Annotated in this window: 13 protein-coding genes; 6 read left to right on the forward strand and 7 right to left on the reverse strand. The window is 42.2% G+C overall.

From position 1 onward, the window contains the following. Position 1: 1 nt before the first annotated feature. The 6 genes from sov to E0F88_RS26850 all read right to left on the reverse strand — a co-directional run bounded on the left by sov (position 2) and on the right by E0F88_RS26850 (position 11,991). Positions 2 to 7,198, reverse strand: a complete 7,197-nt coding sequence (sov, locus tag E0F88_RS26825; RefSeq protein WP_131961371.1) for a T9SS outer membrane translocon Sov/SprA — start codon at positions 7,196 to 7,198, stop codon at positions 2 to 4. Positions 7,199 to 7,308: 110 nt separating this feature from the next. Continuing rightward, positions 7,309 to 7,899, reverse strand: a complete 591-nt coding sequence (gene ruvA, locus E0F88_RS26830) for a Holliday junction branch migration protein RuvA (protein ID WP_131961372.1) — start codon at positions 7,897 to 7,899, stop codon at positions 7,309 to 7,311. 29 nt (positions 7,900 to 7,928) lie between these two features. Next, entirely contained in the window at positions 7,929 to 9,467 is a 1,539-nt protein-coding gene (locus E0F88_RS26835; protein ID WP_229213927.1) for a lytic transglycosylase domain-containing protein, read from the reverse strand. 268 nt (positions 9,468 to 9,735) lie between these two features. Then, positions 9,736 to 11,190 carry an Asp-tRNA(Asn)/Glu-tRNA(Gln) amidotransferase subunit GatA gene (gatA, locus tag E0F88_RS26840; RefSeq protein WP_131961373.1) on the reverse strand — a complete coding sequence of 485 codons (1,455 nt, stop codon included), beginning with the start codon at positions 11,188 to 11,190 and terminating at the stop codon, positions 9,736 to 9,738. A gap of 94 nt (positions 11,191 to 11,284) precedes the next feature. Further along, entirely contained in the window at positions 11,285 to 11,491 is a 207-nt protein-coding gene (locus tag E0F88_RS26845) for a Sec-independent protein translocase subunit TatA/TatB (protein ID WP_090341378.1), read from the reverse strand. Between the two features lie 68 nt (positions 11,492 to 11,559). Next, positions 11,560 to 11,991: a YkvA family protein gene (locus tag E0F88_RS26850; RefSeq protein WP_131961374.1), complete on the reverse strand. Its 432-nt coding sequence runs from the start codon at positions 11,989 to 11,991 to the stop codon at positions 11,560 to 11,562. A 179-nt stretch (positions 11,992 to 12,170) separates the two neighbouring features. Here E0F88_RS26850 and mdh point away from each other — a divergent pair, with 179 nt between their 5' ends. From mdh to E0F88_RS26865, 3 genes are all read left to right on the forward strand, one after another. Further along, positions 12,171 to 13,097 carry a malate dehydrogenase gene (gene mdh, locus E0F88_RS26855; RefSeq protein ID WP_131961375.1) on the forward strand — a complete coding sequence of 309 codons (927 nt, stop codon included), beginning with the start codon at positions 12,171 to 12,173 and terminating at the stop codon, positions 13,095 to 13,097. A gap of 386 nt (positions 13,098 to 13,483) precedes the next feature. Next, the gene (locus E0F88_RS34390; RefSeq protein WP_131961376.1) at positions 13,484 to 13,789 is read left to right on the forward strand and encodes a carboxypeptidase-like regulatory domain-containing protein; all 306 of its coding nucleotides are present in this window, start codon (positions 13,484 to 13,486) and stop codon (positions 13,787 to 13,789) included. Next, positions 13,753 to 16,506, forward strand: a complete 2,754-nt coding sequence (locus E0F88_RS26865) for a TonB-dependent receptor plug domain-containing protein (protein WP_131961377.1) — start codon at positions 13,753 to 13,755, stop codon at positions 16,504 to 16,506. Before E0F88_RS34390 ends, E0F88_RS26865 begins: the two co-directional genes overlap by 37 nt. A gap of 74 nt (positions 16,507 to 16,580) precedes the next feature. On the opposite strand, the gene E0F88_RS26870 is transcribed toward E0F88_RS26865, so the two are convergent. Beyond that, a complete protein-coding gene (locus tag E0F88_RS26870) occupies positions 16,581 to 17,957 on the reverse strand; it encodes a hypothetical protein (RefSeq protein WP_131961378.1) in 1,377 nt (458 codons plus the stop codon). A 75-nt stretch (positions 17,958 to 18,032) separates the two neighbouring features. On the opposite strand from E0F88_RS26870, the gene E0F88_RS26875 reads away from it, so the two are divergent. The 3 genes from E0F88_RS26875 (at position 18,033) to E0F88_RS26885 (ending at position 25,629) form a co-directional block, all read left to right on the forward strand. After that, positions 18,033 to 20,939 carry a triple tyrosine motif-containing protein gene (locus E0F88_RS26875; protein WP_131961379.1) on the forward strand — a complete coding sequence of 969 codons (2,907 nt, stop codon included), beginning with the start codon at positions 18,033 to 18,035 and terminating at the stop codon, positions 20,937 to 20,939. A 170-nt stretch (positions 20,940 to 21,109) separates the two neighbouring features. Beyond that, on the forward strand, positions 21,110 to 24,115 hold the full coding sequence (locus tag E0F88_RS26880; RefSeq protein WP_131961380.1) for a SusC/RagA family TonB-linked outer membrane protein: 3,006 nt from the start codon (positions 21,110 to 21,112) through the stop codon (positions 24,113 to 24,115). Between the two features lie 14 nt (positions 24,116 to 24,129). Further along, positions 24,130 to 25,629 carry a RagB/SusD family nutrient uptake outer membrane protein gene (locus E0F88_RS26885; RefSeq protein WP_131961381.1) on the forward strand — a complete coding sequence of 500 codons (1,500 nt, stop codon included), beginning with the start codon at positions 24,130 to 24,132 and terminating at the stop codon, positions 25,627 to 25,629. The last annotated feature ends 2 nt before the right edge of the window (positions 25,630 to 25,631 follow it).

Raw genomic sequence — 25,631 nt, forward strand, 5'->3', positions numbered from 1 at the left:
TTTATTCTGCCAAATTGAATTTGATCTGAACACCTCCGGAAGTGCTGGCCCTGTAAAAGGAGTTCGACACCAAAGGATCATTAAATGTCCTGTCAAAGTAAAATTGAAGACTTAACCTGTTGTTAACCATATAATTAACAGTTGGTCGTAACTGAAAATTAATGTTCCCTGCAATAGGAATGTTTTCTCCGTCAAATTTACGCTGAATGGATCTCGTATCCCGGAAAGTCATTCCGAGTTGCATCGTCATATCATTTTTCAATTTCTTCTTAACTCCATTTATTTTAAACGGAAGCGGCACATTGTTTTTCGTAAATCCGATATTGATGGTAACATCCTGGTTGAACAATTCCGCCACCTGTGAGTTCGATAAGTTTAAAGCAACCGTCCGGTCCCGGTTGTATTCAAAGCGGGCCGTGATCTTGCTTTGCGTCCTGAATTCTACACCAAGCAGTGGCTGAAACCGCTCTGAAAGTGTGATTGTACTCATTGAGAAAACTGGAATGTATTGTCCCAAATCATTCAGACGCGACGAAAGCGGATAACCGGTTACGGCCAGGTTCACATAAAGCGCTGAATAATCCAGTGAAGAAGTGAAATTACCCACGCTGTAATTGGAATAGTACTTATGTTTTAGTGTAAATGCACTGAATAATCTTTTAAAACCCGGCAACTGTGACAACCCGTTGTAGCTTACATCCCAGTTAGGCATCGGAAATTTCAGGAAAGGATTTGTGCGGACCTTGCTGGTATCGGCAGTTCCCTTTCCGGAATAGGCCGCAAAGAAAGAAGCGATCAGTACATCCTGGGAAGTTTCTGTGTATTCTCCTTTAATTTCTGAATGATTACGGTTGTTCAAAACTTCAATCATTTTATCACGATACGCCCTGAACCGGTCAAAAACAGGGGATGAATTATCCCGGTTCATTTTGGTAAATGCAGTGCGGAAAGACCAGAACGACATACTAAACTGCCCGTTTCTTAACGGACTTTGAGAAGCAAAATTCCCGGTTTCGTCAGGTCTGTAAAATTCCTGATAAGCATCCTGACGAATCAATCTTGCATCAATAATCATCCTGAAATCCTTGAAAGGTTCCAGTGTGGTATTGGCAGAAAAATTCTTTGCAATAGTTTGCTGAAAAGGCTGATTCTGTACGGTACTGGTTGTAACCCATCCTTGTTGAGCCGCCTTCACCTGGAAGTTACGATCCTGCTGACCAAGTACAAACGGCAGTCCCGGTGCATTCGCATTATCGAGACCGAAGTATTGAGGCGCTCTCAGATAACCCGGCAAAGCCGTTGTTTCCAATACCGAATAACTGAAATTTATACCACGTACAGTCATCAATAACCTCGTTATATTTTTAACAAGATTGGTTGAGTGCAGGTCAATATCTTCAATATCACCGGGGCTTCTTGCAAAATTCTTACGTGCCGCGGAAGGTGTATTGGCAAATTTCAGATAGCGTAATTTGTTGTATAGTAAAACAAAATCAACCTTCCCTGTTACACCGCGTTCACGACTGTTACGAATGATATCGCCAAAAGGTGCTCCCGTTGTATCAACCAGCCCTAACGCATTCGCCTGATACTGGTAACCGATGGCATGTTTGTAATCTGCGCTCATCCAATCCAGAAGCGGAATTTTGTCAAGCGGCAAACGGTAAGTAAAATTGATTTTCTGATCAAAATTCTTAATCCGTCCCAGCTTTTTAAAGTTTGTCCAGAGCGAATCTTTTTTATCTGCGGTATTGATATCGCCCATTGGCTCGTCGATCACTGAATTGGCAGAAGAATTGTAAGCCAGCGTCATGTTTCTGGTCAGGTTCCAATTCAGGTCATAATACCTGTTGAACCAAAAATACTTCTCATACATCGGTTGAATCCCCTCGGTTGTCAGGTCTGAATTTCTGAGCTGTGTTTTCAGAAAGCGACGATCCACATCAGCACGAAGGGAAACCATATTAGGAAGTAACGTCAGATTGAAGTCTTTCACCAGTTCCATCCACCTGTTTTTTGCCTCCCATTTTTTGAAGGGTTCAAACGCCTTCGGCTGACTGCTGTAAACATATGCTATCCCGCCTTTATACATGCGCTGCGCATATTCCTGGGTTAAAATATTCCTTCGGTTATCATCGCTGAAAGCGTATGTAAAGGCGAAGTTCTCAAAATCATAAAAATGATTTTTGGCTCCGGGTTTCGTTTTGATTTTTCTTACGTTCGAAAAATTAATTCCTCTTCTGACCGCATTATCCTCAACCATCCTTCGATAACCGTCCCTTGCTTCATCGGTCAATAAATTATCCAATGAGGTATTCAGCTCCGTATCCGGATCAAGCGGATCAAAATGCGGTTTAATATTTCTGCGGTCATAACTTAAGAAGACTGGAATCTGCATCCCCCAGCTTTGCGGGAATATTTTATCCAAAGCAATGTTGGAAGAGAATCCGTATTCGGTTGTAAAATCTCTGGACCTCTCGCCTATTCTTTGCTGCACACTTCCAAAACCAAAAGTCTCAAGTCGCCCTGAAGCAGTAAGGGTAGCAAAATCCGCAAATTTTATGTCTGCCTGTGCAACTGCCGCAATACCGCCCGTTTCGTCAAATCCTTCCACATGCATTTCATCCACCCAGATACAAAAGCTCTTTGAGCGTTCATCAGAAGACTTCGGGTTTCGCATCCCGATCATCATTACCCGAACCGAACTAAGGTCCGGATTTCCGACAACGGTTAGGTTGTAACGACCATCGGCACTGGTAATAGTGAACGGAACACCCTGGTTTCTTCCCATTTGCCTGTTGCGCTGCGCTTTCGCATTGATCAGATCCGACAAGGCGATATTAAGCTCATTACCTTCCGGCCAAACTTCTCCGGCATCCGCAGCAGAAGTAAAGGGAAAAGCACGGCTTGCGCGTAGAGACGCAAGATCGATTTCGTAATAGTTTTGTGTAAGATCGGTACCTATTCGCATAAAGGCGCCAACCATATTATCCTCTTCCTGCTCATTATGCATGTGTACATACATCCGTAGCCTTTTTCTAAACTGCAGATCGAGGTTAACATTTTTAAATACAGCTCTTGAATCTCCATCCCGAAGGTCTGTTACACAAAGACTCATTGATTGTTCATTAAGCAGTAAGGGAGGACGTTGTGTGTTATCCTGATCGCGAATCCAGCCCGGAGGAATTGTATAGATATATTTGTTAGGTTGCTTGTTATCCTGACCATTTTCTTCAATGCTTACAGTCCCCACCGTAAACTTGGCATCGTACGGCTCAGGAACTTCCTGCAAACCGCCTGCATCCAGGTTGGATGTATATTTACGATACTGCTGTCCGATCATCTGGAGCTGGGCAAAACGAAGTACAACCGGCTGGTCAAAATCCGTCAGATACATACGCATAAATCGGATTGATTTAAATCCGTTCATATTGCCAACCTGTCCGGAAAACTCTTTAATCGGAACACGGAAAAGATACCAGGTCTGTTTATCTTTTGTATCAATGGTTTTATCAACGATAAATCCTTTACCGATTTCCATTTCGGTCGGCCTAAGGTTTATTTCATATTCGTAGTAAGATTCATTGTCATTGATTGTGTTGTCGACATTCATATCTTCTCCATCCGGAACGTTGGTCGATGCAGGTGTGACTGTTGTTGCACGCCCGGCACTTTCAGGGGAATTGTTTTCCATACCCATGTAGTTTTTATAACGCTCAAGAACCTTGGCATTGGCCTGATCAAGCTCATCTCCCAAAAAGAAGTTAAAGTCATCTCCGGAGGGATCCTCTTCAAATCTTGCTCTTACTCCCTGTGGCAGGGCATCCAGATATCTTCTAAAAAATACCCTTTCCTCTTCATTGCTTAATCCGTCAAGTCCAACATCCTGACGTTGTCGCGCTCCGGTTTCATTGCTGAAAGCATTGATCAGATACTGTGATTTAGTAGCATAACCCCAGGCAGTTGAGTCAACATTATCTCCAACGATTTTGGGACCGATTGGCAAACCGTTTTCGAAATTATAGCGCTCGTCAGGAATCACATCCTCGGAAATATCTCCCAGATTAAAGACCAGCTTACCGCCTGTTGTATTGTTGACACCAATATTATTCCCGGAAGCGTCTTTTGTACCATCCCGGATGACACCATTCGGTCCTTTAATAAAAGGATCCAGAATCCAGAACTCTATGCTTTCAATGTTGGCGTTATCAAAATCATTATCAGAAGTAATTGCCCTGCTGATTCCGCCAAAATTTTGCCTTGGTAATTTAAGGCGTCCTTCCGGAGTTAAATCAGTGTTGTAATTATACATTCCTCTTTCAGTAGGATAGTAAGCAATATCCAGAATATTCTGAGGATATGTTACAAGACCTGCAATAGCACGATTTGGGAAAATCTGATTTGGTAAATATAATTTTTCATAATAATTACTGTCTGCTGCATCGATATTCGATGGCAGCTGATATCCGCCGCCACCCAGTCCCTGCTGGCCGCCGAAGATATTGTCAATTGTATAAGCAGAAATTTTAGCGCGCTTGTAGCCATATGCCAGCGAAGTTCCGTTTTGGCCTACGGAAAACTTAGGAGGAACTCCGGCAAGTCTCCATTTTTGTGGCTGACGAGCCAGATCGTATACCGTACGGGTTGCTTCAAAGTCATCGACCAGTGAGCGGTTATTTACATCTTTTGACACACCAGGAAAGAGCTTGGCAAATTCCGCCTTAAACCGAATACTTGACATTTCCTTTGTTTGTAAAAAAGGAAGTTTGTCAATTAGCCTGGTAAGAAATGGCAGGTCCTTGCGCATATTAATATCAAAGCCAAGGATCGTGTTGTTAACCGGCTCATTTCCAATCGAAACCCGCGTAAGAAAACCCGCAGGTCTTTCACGGTATTTCATGGCGGTAAAACCAAGACTCATATCGCGGTTTAGAGCATAATCAAGTCTTGTTCCGAGCAGTGACCGGATCTGGTTTTGAAACATATCCGGACGTTCAAACTCAATGACAATTTCTCTGCCCGAATTCATAACACTCTGGTTCAATATCCTGACACGACCGATCTGAGCCTCTACCAAATAATCAGATCCGGCTGACAACGGCACACCTCCGGAGGTAACAGTAACCGACGTTTCCACGACACCAAATGGCAACTGCACCTCAGCACCTTCACTCGACTGATAAGAACCTTTAAGGAAGAATTTATTTTTTTCTGAAATCTGCTGGGCATCTATCATGGTGGTACGATAGAGCTCATTGAATACGTATTTGCTTCTTGCCTGATCATTTCCGGCACCAAACTTTCGCGCAAGGTTTGTACCAAACGGTTCCAACACGGGGAAAATAATCCGTCCGGTTTTACTGTCTACCGTTATGCCTTCGACGTAGTCAAAATTACCGTCAGGCTGTAAATCATTAACGGGATTCAGACGATCCAATCCCATAAGGCGGATCAACGGAATATTGGCTATATCGCTATCCTGCAGATTAGGATTATCAATTCCGGTTAAATCATCTTTATAAATCACCCTTAACTGAAAACCCTGGCGATCAATCTGGCTGGTTCCCAGGGAATAAATATTTTTCATCATCAGATCCCACATCGGAAGATTTGTATTGTTCCGTATGGTAGATGATTTAAGCAGTTTTAAAACGATTACCTCATCATCCTTTTTGGATTGATAATCTTCCGTAAGCTCTCCTACTTTATATGCCCTTCCATTTAAGGTATATTCATAAGCTACCGCCAGAACCTCATCATTTCTAAGGGTATTGGTCAAAGATATATACCCAAGCTGTGGATGGAAAACGTAATCTCTTTCAGCAACAAGCTTTTTGGCCCCTCTTAACAATTCGTAATCGGTGGTTTTCCCAAGACCTAAGGCTGTGACAGCCGAGTTGGTATTATCAACCTGACGAAAAGCAGTATTTGCCTGTAGGTTTGCAAAGAGTCCGTTTGCTGCGTTGGCCGCAGGCGAAGTCCGGTTGATCGGCTGTAAATTTGTGTTCGCATCTTTGAAAGGCGCCGGTTCTCCAAGGTCAGCAAAACCAACAATATTTCTTAATGATTCAGTAGTAGTTGTACGGTTCGTCACATACACCTCCATACGTGTTATCGTAACTCCGGAGGTAATCGTAGGTGTAGTAGTCAGAGAGTTTTCATAGATATTTCTAAAATACTGCGACAAAAAGAAGTTTCGGTTTTCATCATAAGTATCTGCACGAAGTTCAAATTCACGCCCTTGTGCACCACCTCTCAAAACAATTCTTTCTTTGCTGGATTTTTGCTGTGAGGCAACTATTGTTGCTCTTAAACGGCCAAACTGCAGATCAGTCTTTAATCCGAACAAATTTTGTACACCGGGAATCAGCTGACTGTTAACGGCCCAGTTAATATTACCGGCTTCGATTTTTCTGATCCAGCTTTCTTCGGGATTTTTGTAATTCAGCTTAATCGCATTCTCAAAATTGAAGTTTGCTTTTGTATCAAAATTAGTCTGAAATCCCAGCAGATCACCCAGCTTCGCATCGAAGTTAATATTGATCTGCTCATTGAAAATAAACTGTGTATTTCTTCTCTGACGTATCGGAATCGTTGGGTTATCCAGAAATTGGTTCATCACCCCCAAATCGAGCGATACAAATCCGGTTGGTTTAAAATTGATAAAATCGTCTCCTAACAATTTAGAAATAGCCGGAGGAACATCCAGTTTTGGCAGCAAACCTCTTGCTCCCATAGCACTTTTGCCATCCTGCCTTCCGGCATATTCACGTAACAAACTTTTGAAGGCACGGTCTTCCTGGATTTTATCATATTCCTCAAGACTCATCGCCTGTGGCGCGCGAAAATCAAAACTACCGGTTGGTGTCTGAATGCTTTCGGTTACAGCGAGTTTGCCGGTAGTGTCCAGTAAAATGGTAGTTGAAATATTAGACGGGTCCCGTAGATAAAAAGGAGAACGCGGACGTGGCTGGATAAACTTATTAGAATAATAATCCTTCCAGCGGGTAATCAGCTGACTGCCCGACTTGTCTATATTTTTTTTGGTAGTGTCCTCTGTCAGCGTATCAGCAAGCAGAGTGTAATCCAGCTCTGCATTGGAATAGACATCCTGATTTACCGACACAGAGGCCAGAACCACCGCGCAGCTGGATATCGTAATTGCCTTAAAGAGCAGAGAGTAAAGTGTTGACGACAAGGCTAATAATCTTATTTAGAGAAGGTTAGAGCTTAGATCCATTTCCATCATATACATGCGACCGGGCAAAGTAAATACGATACTATACCAACTTCCATATTCCATACAGACTAGCGCAATGCGAGTTTAATCAATTGTTCAACACTCAGATCTTGTCCCTCCCGCTTAATAATAGCGTCGATACTTTTTTCTGCAGTTGCTTTCGGAATTCCCAGTGTTACTAATGCTGCCAATGCTTCACTTTTTGACGTATGGGGCTGATTGGAGACCGTTTTGTTATCAGTCATCCCCCATTCCTCTTTACGAATCTTGTCTTTTAATTCTAAAATGACACGCTGCGCAGTTTTAGAGCCAATTCCTTTGATAGACTGAATCAACCGTAAGTCTTCATCCACAATACCCTGACGGATTTCGTGAGAGGAAAGAGAGGAGAGCATCACCAGGGCGGTAGATGGTCCCACACCGGAAATACCAATCAGGTCCAGAAAAAGCTTTTTTTCATCCGCTGCCCAAAAACCATACAAAACATGCGCATCCTCCCGGATATTTAAATAAGTGACCAGTTTGCACCGTTCACCATTTTCAGGCATTGCAGTATAGGTTTGTAACGAAATTTTTATCTCGTAACCGATTCCGTTTACGTCAATAATGGTATATGCAGGATCTTTGTAACTAACTGTACCGTTAACGTAGGCAATCATATATTAAGTATGTGTATGAAAATCAATTGCTAGCTTGATATAATCAGTTTTTGGCCAGGCTTAATTTCATTTCCTCTGATCCTGTTAGCCTTTTTCAGGTGATTCAGCGGCAAGCCATAACGCTGCGAAATAGTCCATAATGTATCACCTTGCTGAACTGTGTGATACCGCATTTTCACTCGATGACTTTTGGCAGGTTCTCTTTTAGGTTTTTCAGCAACTGCAAGTCTGCTGGCCGAAGTAACTACTTCTTTCACCTCTTTCATGATCACCAGTCTCTGGCCTTTCATGATGCTGCTTCTGCGGATGTGATTCCAACGTTTAAGATCCGCTATCTGAACTCCATACTTTTTGGAAATTGAATTCAGTGTTTCACCTCTCCGCACGGTATGTGAAGATTTCCTGGTACGGTTGACAGTAACTGTGGAAGCCTCATCATCATATTCCTGATCATTACTTACATAAGCATAAGGAAATGCTGCATTTTTACCAAGTGAATCTGTGCGGCAGCTGTCAGCCATGGCAATCATCATAGCCGCTGCAATTAACTTCCGGGTGCACGAATCCATTATAATAGACCTGTTACTTACCAGATAAGTGTATTTTACACTGGGAACTCTCAAAACAAAATCACGGGTTTGATCCGGCAGAGAAGTTTTGGTAATAGAAGGATTGAGTTTACCCAGTTCCTGAAAATCGATGCCGCTATTACTGCAAAAAGCAACAAGGTCGATATATCCGTTTACATGAATAGTATCGTTGGGAATCTGATATTCCGGGTTTTCAGCATAAATCCCATGATCGTTCCCGTAGTTCATCATGTAATTCATCGCCACATATTGCGGTACATAGGAACGGGTTTCACGGGGAAGTGCATTGTAAATTGTCCAGAACGTGGTTCCACGAGATCTGCGCATGGCACGTTTAATATTTCCGGGACCTGTGTTATAAGATGCCAGCGCCAATTCCCAGTCTCCGAAAATATTATAAAGCTGTTTCAGATATCTGCATGCAGCTTCAGTAGCCTTTACAGGTTCGAAGCGCTCATCGATATAACTATCCTGATACAATCCGAATTCACGACCGGTTGCGGGCATAAATTGCCATAAACCACCTGCACGCGCATGAGATATTACCTTAGGATTCAGCCCCGATTCGATCATCGAGAGATATTTTAGCTCTCCCGGCAAGCCGTATTTTGAAAGTGTTTTTTCAAATAATGGAAAAAACAGGGGCATTTTTTCCATCATCGACTTTGTGAAGCTCGCTTTTTTGTAGATAAAATATTCTACAAAATCATGTGATGATTTATGATATGTAAGCGGAATTGATTTTTCCAGTCTAGCAAAACGCTCTCTGAGTAACTTTTCCGGAATAGAAGGATTTACACCTATCTCCTCTACATCCGGCAACAGATTTTCAACAACCTGTCCGCTTATTCCCAGCGTGTCCTGCCCGAATTCTATCTTCTCCTGTGGAATGAATGACGCAGCTGCTGCTTCAAACGCCAAATTCCCAAACCCAACACACATGGCTCCGAGCCACAACACTTTTTTCGAAATCTTCATCAATAACTTTTTTTTGAAGGTTAATCAATTCCCGGTTTTCAATGGCCTTTCTGCTTACACAGACTCCTGTTTTATAATTTTCAAATTTGAAAATTAGCCTGCTGAATTAGATAATCTTAATAGATTATAATTACTGATCTTATTATTTAAGATTCGCGGGGCATTCCCCGCATTTCCTGGCATGATTATTTTCTTAAAACATGTGGGAAGGAACACCCACTCGTTAATTCCTCATTAAAGATCTTACCCATATTTATATCCGTTTCTCCTAATTAGAGAATGCCGGTTTACGCTCATTAATCACAGAAGACAAATAGTTTGCAAATTTAAGCATCTTCTCTTCTTCAAAGTATGGCGCCATAATTTGTAATCCTATCGGAAGTCCTTCCTCATCCGTTCCGTTAGGAATAGCAATTGCAGGATTTCCTATCACGTTAGCCTGAACAGTAAAAATATCCGCAAGATACATCTGTAACGGATCTTCTGTTTTTTCTCCTATTTTAAATGCTGTGCTAGGTGTTACCGGGGAAATAAAGAAATCGTACTGCTCAAAAAGCCTTCGCGCTTCTTCCCGCACCAGTCTTCTAACGCGCTGCGCCTTTGTATAGTATGCGTCATAGTAATTTGCACTTAAAACATAAGTCCCAAGTAAAATCCTTTTCCGCACCTCATCTCCAAAACCTTCGGTTCTCGAATTCTTATAAAGGGATTCAAGGTCTGTTATCTCAGAAGAACGATGTCCATAACGCACCCCGTCAAACCTGGAAAGATTTGAGCTCGCTTCTGCGGTAGTAAGTATATAATAGGTAGGAAGTAAAAAGTTGAGAAGGGGCATTTTTACCGGCTCCACTTCATGCCCCTCAGCTCTGAGACGATCTAATACTTCAAGCGTATTACGTCTTATTTCAGGCGCGACAGATTCACTATCAAGAGTTTCTTTGATATACCCGATCTTGGCTTTTCCTTTCCAATCAAACAACGATTTATGATATGAAGGAACTTCTTTGGACGATACAGTACTATCAAAATTATCTGCACCGGCCATAATTTCAAGTAAAAGTGCAGCATCTTCTACACTTTTGGTAATAGGACCAACGCAGTCAAAAGAGGAAGCATAAGCAATAAGTCCCCACCGCGATATGCGTCCGTATGAAGGTTTAAGTCCAACAACACCGCAGAAAGCGGCAGGCTGACGAACGGAACCACCTGTGTCGCTGCCTATGGAAGCATGACACAATCCGGCCTGAACCGCAACAGCAGACCCACCGGAAGATCCTCCCGGAACACGGGAGTTATCAGCAGCATTAAGAACAGCTCCTAATGAAGAGTTTTCATTCGAAGAACCCATCGCAAATTCGTCACAATTCTGACGGCCAATCACGATGGCGTCTTCGTCCAGCAGACGCTGAACAGCCGTTGCATTGTAAGGTGCGATGTAAGAATTTAAGATCTGACTGCCGGCCTGTAAACCATGTCCTTTATGAGAAAGTACATCTTTCAAACCTACAACAAGTCCGGCCAGACGCCCGGCAGTTGCATTTTTGATTTTTTCATCAACGAGACAAGCTGCTTGTTTTGCTTGGTCGGTGTAAACGTCGACAAAAGCATTCAGGTGAACATCGGACGAAATACGCTCCAAATAATGATCGACCAGCTGCACGCAGGTTAAACTTCCTTCATGCAAATCACTCTGAATCTCTCTCAGCGTCAGATACTCTTTCAATGTATATTTCTTTGTGGGGTTATAAATAAAGAATCAGAGCCAGTAAGTTTTAGCTTAACGGCTCTGCCAGTACTAGTACAATAAAGTGGAAGTATTACTTTGTTGTATCTTCCATGCTTTTTTCAATATTTTCCTTTACGTCTTTTGTAGCATTTTTGAATTCGTTGATGCCTTGACCAAGACCGCGCATCAGCTCAGGAATCTTCTTTGCACCGAAGAAAAGTAAAACGAACAAAGCTACCAAAAATATCTCCTGTCCACCCAATCCCATAATTCCTCCTAAAACAGTTACTGATTCCATATCTATTTTCTTTTTTATGTTTACAAAAATACTTATTCTTTTCTTAAGAATTAAAAATTAGAGCGACTTTATCCTATATTAATTGATTTTTCACGCTTCTCCCACTCAGAGAACTTACCAATATCATTCCCAAGGGTTTTAATCAGCCAGATCACCAGCGCCACATCATCCGTGATCCCGATTACGGGAAGAAAATCCGGTATAATGTCAATTGGCGACACGAAATAGATCAGCACAGCTACGATTGACACAAGGCTTTTCCATGGTAAACCTTTGTATTCTCCGGATGCATAAGCTCTCACCATCCTGATCAGCAACTGAACGCTACTTTTAAATTCAACCATATTTCCTTTAAAACCCACCGTCTGAAGTTTGCCCATAACGTCTTTGGCCAATTCAAACAAGCGGTTAGCATTGCCCGCATAACGCCCGGCTTTACCCTGCGCGTTCTTAAAAAAAACAGACTTAAGTATACGTGTAATTAAAGAGTCATTATCCATCTCCGGAACGAAAAAGTGGTTGGTTACGGCAATATAACTATCTAATTACGGAAAAAATTGCATGTTGGATCGATGCGTATTACTTTTCCGTAGAAAAATAAAATTCTTTATGGTTTTAACAAATTATGTATCCTAATTTAGGGGATCGTTAATACATTAACTCTTAACATTAATTCTTTATGAAGATTACCGTCGTAGGAGCCGGGGCCGTGGGTGCAACCACTGCTGATAATATTATTCGTCGCGAACTGGCAGAGGAAGTAGTTCTTTTGGATATTAAAGAAGGAGTAAGTGAAGGCAAAGCTCTGGATATGTATCAGACTGCTGCATTACTTGGCTTTAATACCAAGCCTGTTGGTTCAACCAACGATTATGAAAAAACAAAAGGATCGGATGTGGTTGTGATCACATCAGGCCTTCCCCGGAAACCAGGAATGACCCGTGAAGAATTAATCGGAATCAATGCCGGCATCGTAAAAGGAGTAACAGAAAACATACTTAAATATTCGCCAAAGGCAATAATAATTGTTGTATCCAACCCAATGGACACGATGACCTACCTTGCACTGAAGGAATCAGGCATACCAAAAAAACGGCTTATTGGTATGGGCGGCGCGCTGGATAGTGCCCGTTTCAAAACCTATCTTGCACTGGAAATGGATGTGTCGCCGCTCGATATTCACGGAATGGTAATTGGCGGACATGGCGACACAACCATGATACCTCTGACACGTCTTGCCACATATAACGGGATTCCGGTAAGCCGTTTTATATCTCCTGAAAAACTGGAAAAAGTTGCTGCCGATACCATGGTAGGTGGCGCTACGCTCACCAAACTAATCGGTACTTCTGCCTGGTATGCACCGGGTGCCGCTACGCTTTTATTGGTTGAAAGCATCGTCCGCAATCAGAAGAGAATTGTTCCTTGCAGCGTCTCCCTAAATGGAGAGTACGGACAAAAAGATATTTGTATGGGTGTTCCTGTCGTGCTAGGTCGCAGCGGATGGGAAAAAATAATCAATATCAGACTGAGCGACCAGGAAAAAGCAGCTTTTGAAAAATCAGCCGAGGCTGTCAGATCAATGAATGCTGCTTTGAATCTATAAAATACTTAAAGAATACGACAAAAGCCGGCCCTCGTGGAGAGCCGGCTTTTTGCATTTGTGACCAAATTTTCCTTCCCGCTTCAATGGTGTTCCACTCCTTTTCCATTGCATTTTGCAAACTTTTGATCTTAGAATAATTACTTTTTTATTTTTAAAATATATTAAGAATAAAAAAGTATTCTCAAAGCATGATCAGTAGCAGAAATTATTTTAATGTAAAATAATATATTGAATATAAGACTATAAACAACATATAATTCTAAATATTTTTTTGTTTATACAATATTATTCTATTACTTGCGCGCTTCAAAATATTTTTAAGCTCATTTTTAAACTTATCAAACTTCTTGAACAACTTTTTACCATTCAAAACACAACCCGTATTTATGAGAAAATTACTAATTCTACTCACACTTACCCTTATTTCAGGAATATCTTATGCCCAGGGAATTAAGGGAAAGGTGACCGATGGAAAAAGCGGAGGCGGTCTTCCAGGTGTATCCGTTATGGCACTTGGCACCAATAACGGAACGGTCACCGATGGCGATGGAAATTACAGCTTATCAATCGCTGCCGGATCTTATCAGTTAACATTCAGTTTCATCGGTTTCGAAACTCAGACAATCCGCACCAATGTTGCTGGTGAAACTGTTTTTTGGACGTTACCCTTAACGAAGGGACATCCACACTAGGTGAAGTCGTAGTAACCGGTTCCCGAGCCGGAGGCCGTGTTAATACCGAAAGCCCGGTGCCTGTCGATGTGATAGGTATTCAGCAAATAACTACGCAGGTACCACAAAATAACCTCAACCAGATTTTGAACGTGGTTGCTCCTTCTTTCACTTCCAACACAACAACGGTTGCTGACGGAACGGATCATATTGACCCGGCTCAGCTTCGTGGATTAGGTCCTGACCAGGTACTCGTGCTTTTAAATGGAAAAAGAAGACATACGTCATCGCTTGTAAATGTGAACGGTACGCCGGGTCGCGGTTCTGTGGGTACAGATTTGAATGCCATTCCTGCTTATGCAATCGAAAAAATCGAGGTTTTGCGCGACGGTGCTTCTGCACAGTATGGTTCTGATGCGATTGCAGGTGTTATCAATGTGAAGATGAAAGAATCAACAGGAAAATTAAACCTGTCACTTTACAGCGGAGCTAATATTTCACAGGGAGCCAATGATCATACAGGCGGCATGGACGGAGAGAACCTTCAGATCGATGGCAACTATGGTGTTAGACTAGGACAGAAAGGATTTATCAATTTCACCGGTTCAGCACTGACAAGAAAACCAACATCCCGCGCCGACTTCGCAACCGGGAGCATTTTTAATGCCTACAATGCAATCGAATACAGAACACAGCAAAGCGGCGGCAATGTTAACAGTCTGGTGACAGACATAGCAGCTATTAAAAGAGGCGCTTTGGGTGTAAGTTATCTGGATGCAGCAACACAAACCTCTATCGCTGGTGCAAGTACAATTGCAGACCTGCAAAAAGTACTCGGCGCTGATGTCACGGACAGCGAGCTGTCTTACAGAGGATTGGAAAGAAGAGACTTCAACATGCGTGTCGGACAGTCCGAGCTAAAAAGCATTCAGCTATTTGCAAACGCAGCCATTCCAATTAACGATAATCACGAAGTTTATGCTTTCGGAGGTTATGGTAAAAGAAAAGGAAATGCTGCCGGTTTTTACAGAAGACCTAACCAGGCCCGTACTTACACGGGAATTTTCATCAATGGTTTTTTACCTGAGATCCACTCTGATGTAATCGACGCCTCAGCTGCGGCAGGTGTTCGCGGAAAAATAGGCTCATTTAACTATGACCTGAGCAACACTTTCGGTTCTAACACATTTAATTATGGTGTTGAAAACACGGTGAACACAACTTTGCTTCAAAATTCACCAACGGTTTTTAAAGCCGGAGGACTTAACTTCAAACAAAACACGGTTAACCTTGATCTAAGCCGCAAATTTGATGTGTTATCTGGAATGAACCTGGCATTTGGTGCAGAAGGACGTTTTGAATCATACAGAATTAATGCAGGTGACGAAAATTCATGGGCTAGGTATGATGTGACAGGAAAACTGATCACAACGTCTACACAGCTTCCTCCAAACGATTTCTTTGGTGCAGCCCGTCCGGGTGGGGCGCAGGTTTTTCCTGGTTTCAGACCTGAAAATGCGCTTGAAACAAAAGATGCAAACCGCCAGAGCGTTGCAGCTTATGTTGATGCTGAATTGGATATAACCAGCAAATGGTTACTCGAAGGAGCTGTTCGTTTTGAAAACTATTCAGATTTTGGCAGTACGACTAATTTCAAGTTAGCTACACGTTACAAACTCACCGACAACATCAACCTCCGTGCTGCTGCGTCAACGGGTTTCCGCGCTCCTTCACTTGCACAGATTTACTTTAACTCAACTTCAACACAGTTCGTCGGAGGTGTACCTTTTGAAGTAGGAACTTTTAGTAATGCCTCTCCAGCTGCACAGTTACTGGGTATTCCTAAATTGAAACAGGAAGAATCAAAAAGTCTGAGCGCCGGTTTCACAGCCAGAATCCCAAGTGCAAACCTGACTATTACTGCTGACGGATACTTCGTTCGTATCAATGACAGGGTCATTCTTACTGATCAATTCTCACGTCCGGGTGGAACAGTTACAGGTTCTGCACTGCGCTTACAGCAATTATTCGATCAGGCAAATGCTACGGCTGCAACCTTCTTTTCAAATGCAATTGATACAGAATCAAAAGGAATTGACCTTGTTATTTCACACAGAGCAAAATTTGACAACGGAGCTACACTGAGAACGGATGTTGCAGGAACCGTATCGCAAACCAAACAGGTTGGGTCCATCAAAGCATCCGATATTCTTGCAGAAAACGGACAGATTAACCGTTACTATTCAGAAGCATCCCGGATTTATTTGCAGGAAGCGGTTCCAAGAGTGAAGTTTAACTGGAGTCACACACTGACACTGAACAAATTCGATCTGTTTATCAGAAATGCCTATTTCGGGAAAGTTACGGATCCAAACACAGTCGATGTAAACGGCGATGGTTTTATTGGTGCCATTATCGTGAACGGAGAAGCGGTTGAAAACGAACATCCGGTTTGGGGTGGCCGTGCAATTACAGATCTTTCTGTTGGTTACCAGTTTAATAAATTCATCAAACTGGTAGTGGGAGCTAACAACATTTTCGATATTTATCCGGACAGAAACTTTAATTCAATCATTGCAAAAAGACCAACCGGCGTAGCAAATGGTAAAGTAGTTTATGCAAATGCGGCCGCAACGGTAGATCTTTCAAACGCAAATCAGTTTGTTTATTCAAGAAATACTTCACAGTACGGAATGAACGGAAGATTGTTATTTGCCCGTTTGAACTTTACTTTCTAAGTTGATTTTAAAATACAATAAACAGAAACAGGCAGCCGGATTGGCTGCCTGTTTCTGTTTAAACTACCTCGTTATTAGATCGAAACCTGGTATTGTAAGATCCAGGACCCTTTCCTGCCATCTTTAATCAATCCGTTGACAACTGAACCAGATCTGTAAACCGGACGGTTCTCGTAGTTCAAAGTAAGTTTTCCATTGTGGCCTTTAATCAGCCAGTTGATACCGAGGTTGTAAAGATTCATCGGATCTTTCAAGCGCTCGTAATCCGAGTGCTGTAAGGAAGCGAAGGGCATCAATGTTCCCTGCCTTCCCAGCAAACCATCTTTTAATTTGTAGCCGGCCTGAGCATAAATAACGTTACCCGTTCCGAACATCGGATAGGCATTTCCCTGTGTTCCGCTCACGCCTGTAATCGGCATTGTAGTCCCTGTTGCCGGATTCATACTTCCGTTATAACGAAGGTATCCTTTGCCATAATCGGTGCGGAAATATCCCGCATAGCCTGAAACCGCGGTTCCTTTTTCCTTATTAACCGGCATATCTGCATAAGTAGCAACGGACCAAAGTTTCATATTGCTATACAATGTATCAGCACCTTCCTTTCTCCATGTACCATTTTTCTGAGTTATAAAACCAGCTTCGATGTTCAATATTTTTCGTTTTCCAAGATAGGTACCGGTCATATAACCAGGTGTTGTATTGTCTTCGGTATCAAAAATGTTGTAGATCAACAATCCATCAAATTGTTTTTTATGTCTTTTTTGGGCAAAAACTGAATTCACTCCCAACGCCGGAGGTACGGAGCCATTTGTTTCAATCGGAAAAGGATCCGCTACACTTACACGAAAATTGATTTTACCAACTTGTCCACGACTATAAACTGCCAGCTTCCGCGAGAACTGATCTGTTTGATCAACAGTGGTCTGTGCAAAAATAGGGACATCCATCGTCATGATTGTACCTATACCTGGCTGCGAAAATCTGGAAAGTCCATTTACAATGGTTAAACCTCCCCCTAAACGAATAAAACTATTTCCTTTACGCAGAACTTCGTATTCTCCTAACGCATCATGAAAAAATGCCGCTATTTTTCTGTTACTTGGTGTGCCGGTAGTATTATAACCCGGGAAACCATTAACCTTATTAAAATTGTTCATGCCAAACTGGGTATAAAAAAAGATTCGGTCGGTGATTTGTCCAAAAAGCTGCATACGGGTGCGTCGTAAACCGATGTCAAAAGTGTTGGTTGCAGGATCTGTAAGCACTGTTGTTCCCGGATTATTTTCGTTCAGCCTAAGCCAGGTCTGGTTTATGAAGGTAATTTTTACATAATGTGATCCGGAAGTATTTAGATCATACCGTATATCATTTTTTGTATTATCGTCGGTCGGCTTGACTTGTGCCATAACAACCGAGGAAGTAAGCACCAATAGTGAAATTACTTTAAACATAAGCGAACGTTGTAATCAATCTGTGGGCAAATAGCGTACTGTAAACTGAATTAAAAAAAATAAAAGGCAGTTAAAATGAATTTTCACCAAGCAAAAAAGCGTAACCCTTGGACGTCATATTTTCCTGGACTCCATCAAGTGAAGCCTTATTGCCCCCTAACTTTACTGCTTTTTTTTGCTTTTTTTTCACAGATACAAGCTCAGGAAACCCCTCCGCTAACGAATTATCCGCTCTCGGTATACAAAGCACACAAACAAAACTGGGCTATTGACCAAAGTGCCGGCAACTTTATTTATGCTGCAAATTCAGACGGATTACTCGAATTTGACGGCGCCTCCTGGAAAACATATACCTTACCTAATCATCAGATTGTCAGAGCCGTTTTATGTGATCAGCTTCCTGCGGGGAAAATTCTGCAGGGAAAAACAATGGCAGTACCAAAAAAAAAGACAGAAAGCAGGATTTATGTGGGAGGGTACGGAGAGTTTGGCTTTTGGCAGGAAGACGATAACGGGCAGCTGATCTATAATTCGCTTAGCAAAAACGCAGGCTTCGAAAGTCTTAAAACAGAAGAAATCTGGCACATTCTTAAAACACCAAAGTACATTTACTTTCAGTCTTTTGCGTTTATATATAGATATGATGGTAAAAATCTGATTGAAATAAAGGCCTCTGGAAATTTCATGTTTATGCAGTTTGTAAATAACCGGCTGCTTGTTCCCATCATTGGTAAGGGATTATACGAACTGAAAGGAGAAAAATTTTATGCATTACAAGGCACAGAAGATCTTTCCTCAACAATTGTCTCTTCCATTTTACCTTTTCGTGAAAATCAGATTTTAATAACGACAACCAAGCATGGCCTGTTTATCTGGAAGGACGGCCAGTTGAGACCCTGGAAAATCCCTATATCGGCAGAACTCCGGAAAAATATTATCAATCGGGCTATCATACTGTCCCAGGACAACAGTTTTGTGTTCGGGACAATTCAAAAAGGCGTATATGTAGTCCTGCCCGACGGAACCTTAAAATACCATTTAAACAAAGAAAATGGCTTACAAAACAACACCGTGCTTGCGCTGGCAGAAGACAGTCAAAAACAGCTTTGGATTGGGATGGATCAGGGTATCGATTTGGTCAAAATGTCCTCTTCGGTCATATCATATCAAACCAACGATAATCCGCTCGGGTCAACATACGCAGCTGCTATCTGGCAAGGCAATCTTTATGTAGGGTCAAACAATGGGGTTTTCGTAAAGAAATGGATGTCTGCTGAGCCATTCCGCGCAGTTCCGGGATTAGGAGGACAAACCTGGTATTTAAAAGTAATTGATGACCAACTGCTTTGCGGCCACAACGATGCCACTTTCCGTATTGAATCTGATGGAGTTAAAAAGATTTCAGAAGTTACAGGCGGCTGGACATTTTTACCCGTAAAGAATGGAAAGGACACGCTACTCCTGCAAGGCGCTTACAATGGATTGCATGTTTACAAAAAAGATAAACAAAAACTCTGGACTTATTCCTACCGTGTCAAATCGGTCCCCACTATTCCAATCAAACAAATTGTTCAGGGTAAAGACGGAGCGTTCTGGCTTGCACATCCTTACAAAGGACTCTTTTTAGCAAAACTTACCAGTAACCTTGATTCCGTTACTTATTGGAAAGAATTTGAATCTCCCAAAGATATTCCCAGCGAGTTTTCCGTGGAAATAACCAAATGGAAAAACAGTATATACATTCGGTCATCTGATCAGTTTTTTGTTTCCAACGACAAAAATGTGCTTCAGGCAAGTACGGATTTTGACAAAGATGCAGATGAGGCGTATAAATTACGGTCAGGGATAAACAACGAATGGTTCAAAGTTTTTACCAATCGTGTGCTTTTTAATACGGCAAATCAGCAGCAGAAACTGTTTGATCTGGCACTGGTCAGTAACAACGAAACGATTATTCCGCTGACTGATGATTACTATTTCTTTGGACTGGATAATGGTTATGCATTATATAATCGCTTGTCAGCCGGGGCACACATTTCCAACCTAACCAAACCGGTTGTCAGAAAAATTGCAAATCTCAGAAATCTTACCGAAACATTCGGCATTGCAAGCGGAACCAACCTCCCGGCTGATATCCGTTCGATCAGGATCATGTTTGCGCTTCCCGCCTATGGCCAAAATGTACAGTTTAAATACCGGCTTAAAGGCTTGTCGGATCAATGGTCGGAGTGGACAGATCAAAACTTCGTCGACTACACGAATCTTGAATCCAGCAACTATACCTTTGAAATATGGAACAGCCTAAACGGGGAAATAACCAACTATAATTTTTCCATAGCTCCTTACTGGCGTGAAACATTTTTTGCCAAACTTTTGCTGGCCATATTGATTGCCTGTATTCTAACAGTGCTGATCATTTATCAGGAAAGGCGCCTTGTAAGACACCGCAGAAAACTACTTGACGAACAGGAAGAAAAACTGAGACAGGAAAGATTGTCCAGTGAAAGAAAAATTATGGAGATGCAGAATGAAAAACTTCAGAGTGAAATCAAGAACAAAAGCCAGCAAATAAGTAACGTCGCCATCAATGTTGTTCGTAAAAATGAAATTTTAGAGGAGATACGGGACGAATTAAAACAAGTGAAACTGGAAATGGGATTGCAGCTTCCAAACATTCATTACCAAAAACTTCTGAATAGTATTGAACGTAACGTTGCCGGAAAAGAAGACTGGCAGCTTTTTGAAGAAAATTTCAATGAGGTTCATGAACAGTTTTTTAGAAAATTAAGAATCATTTGCCCGTCCATCTCTCCTTCTGAACTGCGTTTGGCGGCCTGTCTTCGCATGAATTTATCAACCAAAGAAATGGCTCCTGCACTGGGAATTTCCATCCGGGGTGTGGAAATAAAGCGTTACCGTTTGAGAAAAAAGCTTGGTTTAGGCCTTGATGCGAACTTGGTTCAGTATATGATGGACATTTAAACATTTGTACTAATCCCATAACAGCATATTATAATTCAACTTTTACTTGCATTATTCTCATTGATGTAGTGGTGATGTAGTCCTTTTTTTGACGTTGCGGTGTCAAGAGGTCTAAATTTGGAGACAATTATATTATTTCTTTTAATAATTATATCTCTAAATTATCATCAATGAAAACTAATTTACGGCTACTGTTCATGCTGTTTTTCCTGTGCGGAGCAACAGCTTCGTTTGGGCAGGAAATTGGCATAACAGGAAAAGTTACCGCTGCGGATGGATCGGCTCTCCCCGGAGCCAGCGTATTAATAAAAGGGACCGCAAGTGGTGTCCCCACTGACGTTGAGGGAAATTACAGTATCAAAGTTCCTTCCAAAGAATCTGTTCTTGTGTTTTCTATGATTGGTATGGTTTCACAGGAAATCACTGTCGGATCCCAAACAATTATTGACATCGGTCTGAAAGATGATTCACGCGCACTGAATGAAGTAGTCGTTATCGGTTACGGAACGGCAAGCAAGAGAGATCTTACAGGTTCGATCGTAACGATCAAGGGTGCGGAGATTGCAGATAAACCCTCAGCCAACCCGATTAATTCTCTTCAGGGGAAGGTGGCGGGTCTGTCGGTGGTTAACTCAGGAAGGCCTGGTGCAGAGCCGGATATTCGTATTCGCGGAACGAATTCAATTAATGGTGTAAAGCCGGTTTATATAGTTGACGGGATTCTGAATGACAATATCAACTTTTTAAACCCTTCTGATATTGAATCTATCGAAGTGTTGAAAGACCCTTCGTCTCTGGCAATTTTTGGTGTGAGAGGTGCAAACGGCGCTATTGCGGTTACAACAAAAAAAGCAAAAGCCGGCCAGCTGAATGTTAATTTTAATACAACATTTGGCGTCAAACAAGTTGCCGACAGAATCAAAGTAACCAATGCTGCACAGTTTAAAGAGCTTTATAATGAACAGCTTCAAAACCAGGGCAATGCTCCTTATAATTATACAAACTGGAATGCCGACACCGACTGGCAGGATCAGATCTTCCAAAATGCGTTTCTGAATTACAATAACATCAGTATTTCAGGAGCAACCGAGAAAAACCGGTTCTACATGGGTATCGGTACCGTTTCAGAAGAAGGATTGATCAAACACGAAAAATACAGTAAGCTGACATTAAACGTCAACGATGAAATTCAGGTAAACAAACGACTGAAATTTGGGTTTACTTTTAATGGTTACAGGGCAGTTCCACCAGTTAATAAAGGAGTTGGCGGAGCCATACTAGCAGCGCCGATCGCTCCTGTAATGGATGCAACTACCGGATTATATCACACCCTGCCCGATTTTCAACGGGCTCAGGTTTATAATCCTTTGGTAGATGTTGAATTACAAAAAGGAACCACGATCGCAAGAGAGTTCCGTGCGGTAGGAAGTATTTATGGTGAATGGAATTTCCTTAAAGACCTGACCTTCCGTGCTTCTCTTTACGCAGATTACGGTTTCAATACATCCCGTTCTTATCAGCCGCTTATCAATGTCTACAATCCTGATATTGCCGGGACCGATAAAACAGATCAGCTAGTAAGACAAACAACGGTGTCTCAAAGCCAAAACATTTATCCAAAAGTTCAGCAGGATTATTTGCTTACCTACAAAAAAACCTTTGGTCAGCATGATCTGACGGTTCTTGGCGGTATTACCACGTACTACCGTGGATATGAAAGCACCGGCTCCACATTGAGACAGGGAAGCAGTTTTCCTATTCCAAATGATCCAAGATTCTGGTACACCGATAATGTTGGAGATGCTTCAACGCGAACAGGTACGGGTTCAGCCTGGGAATCGGCCACGTTATCTTATCTGGGCAGGGTCCTTTACAACTACAAAGGCAAATACCTGTTTAACGCATCTTACCGCAGAGACGGAAGTTCTGCATTCTTAGGAAATGGCAGATGGCAGGATTTCGGAGCAGTCGGTTTGGGATGGGTTGTCAGCGAGGAAGGTTTTTTTAAGAATCAGTCCATATTTGACTATCTTAAATTGAAAGGCTCGTTCGGTATTTTAGGAAACCAGAATATTGATGACAGATACCGCTACCCTGCTTACCCAACACTTACATCGGCTAATTCAGGTGTTTTTGGTGACAACATTGTTGCTGCCCTTCAAAACGAATACATCGTTGACCCAAATCTGCATTGGGAAAAGGTACATGCATCGGAGGCTGGCGTTGAATTTAACATGTTCAAAAACCGACTGGCAGTAGAAGCTAATTATTATAACAAACTAACCAAGGATATCCTGGTGTTGGTACCCGGCATTGCCGGTACCGTTCCGGGATTAAGTAACCTCGGAGAAGTGAGAAACAACGGATTGGAATTTTCCGCTTCCTGGAACCAAACAATAACTGATGATTTCTCTTTTACGGTTGGTGGTAATTTAACAACCGTAAACAATAAGGTTAAAAAGCTTTCTACCAAGGGATATGAAATCATCAACGGAGCTTCACGAACCACCGAAGGCTATCCGATTGGTTATTTCTTTGGTTATGTTGCAGATGGTATTTATCAGTCAGAAGCAGAATTTATTAAATCTCCAAGCAGTGCAATCGGAGACGTTTTCCCCGGGGATATAAAATATAAGGACATCAACAACGACGGCGTTATCAATGAATCCGACCGGACCATCATTGGAAATCCAACCCCGGATTTGACTTACGGCGCTTCGGTTTCTGTTAAATACAAAGGTTTTGACGCAGGTATCGACATGACCGGTGTGTATGGAAATGAAATTTTCCGTCAGTGGAACAGAAACACTTTTGCTCAGTTTAATTACCAAACCCAAAGACTGGATCGCTGGAACGGACCGGGAACATCTAACTGGGAGCCTATCCTGAATACTTCCCGCTCAAACAACTATCTGGCTTCATCTTACTGGATTGAGGACGGAAGCTTTTTCCGGATCAGAAACGTGCAGGTTGGTTACAATTTCAGCAAAACTGCTTTGGAAAAAATAAAGCTGAAATCACTAAGGGTTTATGTTAATGCACAAAACCTGAAAACCTTCACCAACAGCACAGGCTTTACACCGGAAATTGGTGGCAGCGCTACGGCATTTGGTGTAGACAATGGTACTTATCCGGTTCCTGTCATTTATACTTTCGGTCTAAATCTGAATTTTTAAAATATCAATTGAATATGAAATTCATATCATATAATAAATCACTGGTCATATTTATGACCATCGCTGCAACCCTGATTGTGTCGAGTTGCTCCGACTTTCTGGACAGAGAACCTTTGGGAAGATATGTTGAGAAAGATATCCCGGCAGGTTCATTCGATAGTCAGGTTTTTAGTGTGTATGCTAAGATGCGTGCTTTCGGTGTAATCGCAATGCCTTACCTGGCTATTCACAATTTCCGTTCAGACGATGCGGATAAAGGAAGCTCAACAACGGATGGTATTCAACAGGAAAATTTTTATGATAACTTCCAATATGTAAAAGACGAGTGGCTTCTGAATAGCTACTGGAGCGATCATTACGCGCTTATCGTTGCTGCCAATGCCGTTATTTCGGACATTGATTCAGTTAAAGCAACGGATGAATCCACTCTGATTAACCGTGCGGAAGCTAAGTTCATGCGTGCTCATGCTTACTTTGATCTGGTGCGTACCTATGGGGAAGTACCAAAAATCGATTTTAAAGTAAGGGAATCCTCTCAGGCCAACATAAAAAAATCACCTGTTGCTGACATTTTCGCACTAATTGATGCAGACTTAACAGAGGCATCTGCTACTTTGCCAGCAACCTGGGCTGCCACTTACACCGGACGTTTGACTAAAGGTGCAGCGCTAGCCTTACATGCTAAAAGTTATATGTTCCGGAGCAACTGGGCAGCTGCACTGGCGGCGTCAAAACAAGTAATTGCTTTGGGAACTTATAGCCTTGTAAGTGATTACAACAGTATTTTCCGCGAAACCGGTGAGAACAATTCCGAATCTGTATTTGAAGTGCAGGCAATTTATACAACCACTCAAACAACCCTGGGCGTCGAAAATGCAATGCATCAGGGGGTGAGAGGATCAGGAGCATGGGATCTTGGCTGGGGCTGGAACACACCATCGGAATCTCTGGCAGCTGCTTTTGAAACAGGTGACCCAAGAAAAGATGCGACCTTATTGTATTCAGGCAGAGTAAATACGCCTTATAATGAATCCGTACCTGCTGCGACGGCCAGTCTTCCACGTCCTTACTGGAACAAAAAAGTGTATACAAATCCTGCCATCAGATCGTCAACTGCAAGTCGTTTCGGGCAATGGATGAATGTGCGTGTGATCCGTTACGCTGATGTTTTGCTATGGGCGGCAGAAGCTTCGAATGAAACGGGAGATGCAACTGGTGCACTTGCTTATCTTGAACAAGTGCGTTCAAGAGCACGAGGAACAAATACGGCTATTCTACCAAAAGTTACAGTAACCGATCAGGTGAAATTAAGAGATGCAATCCGTCAGGAAAGAAGAGTTGAGCTGGGTATGGAAAACGAAAGATTCTTCGACCTGGTACGCTGGGGAATTGTGGAAGAAACCATGCGCGCTGCGGGAAAAACCGGCTATCAGGCAAGAAACAGATATCTACCTATTCCTCAGCCTGAAATAGATAAATCAGGTGGCGTTTTGGTTCAAAATTCTGCTTATTAACC

The sequence above is a fragment of the Dyadobacter psychrotolerans genome, from assembly GCF_004349265.1.
Classification (GTDB): domain Bacteria; phylum Bacteroidota; class Bacteroidia; order Cytophagales; family Spirosomataceae; genus Dyadobacter; species Dyadobacter psychrotolerans.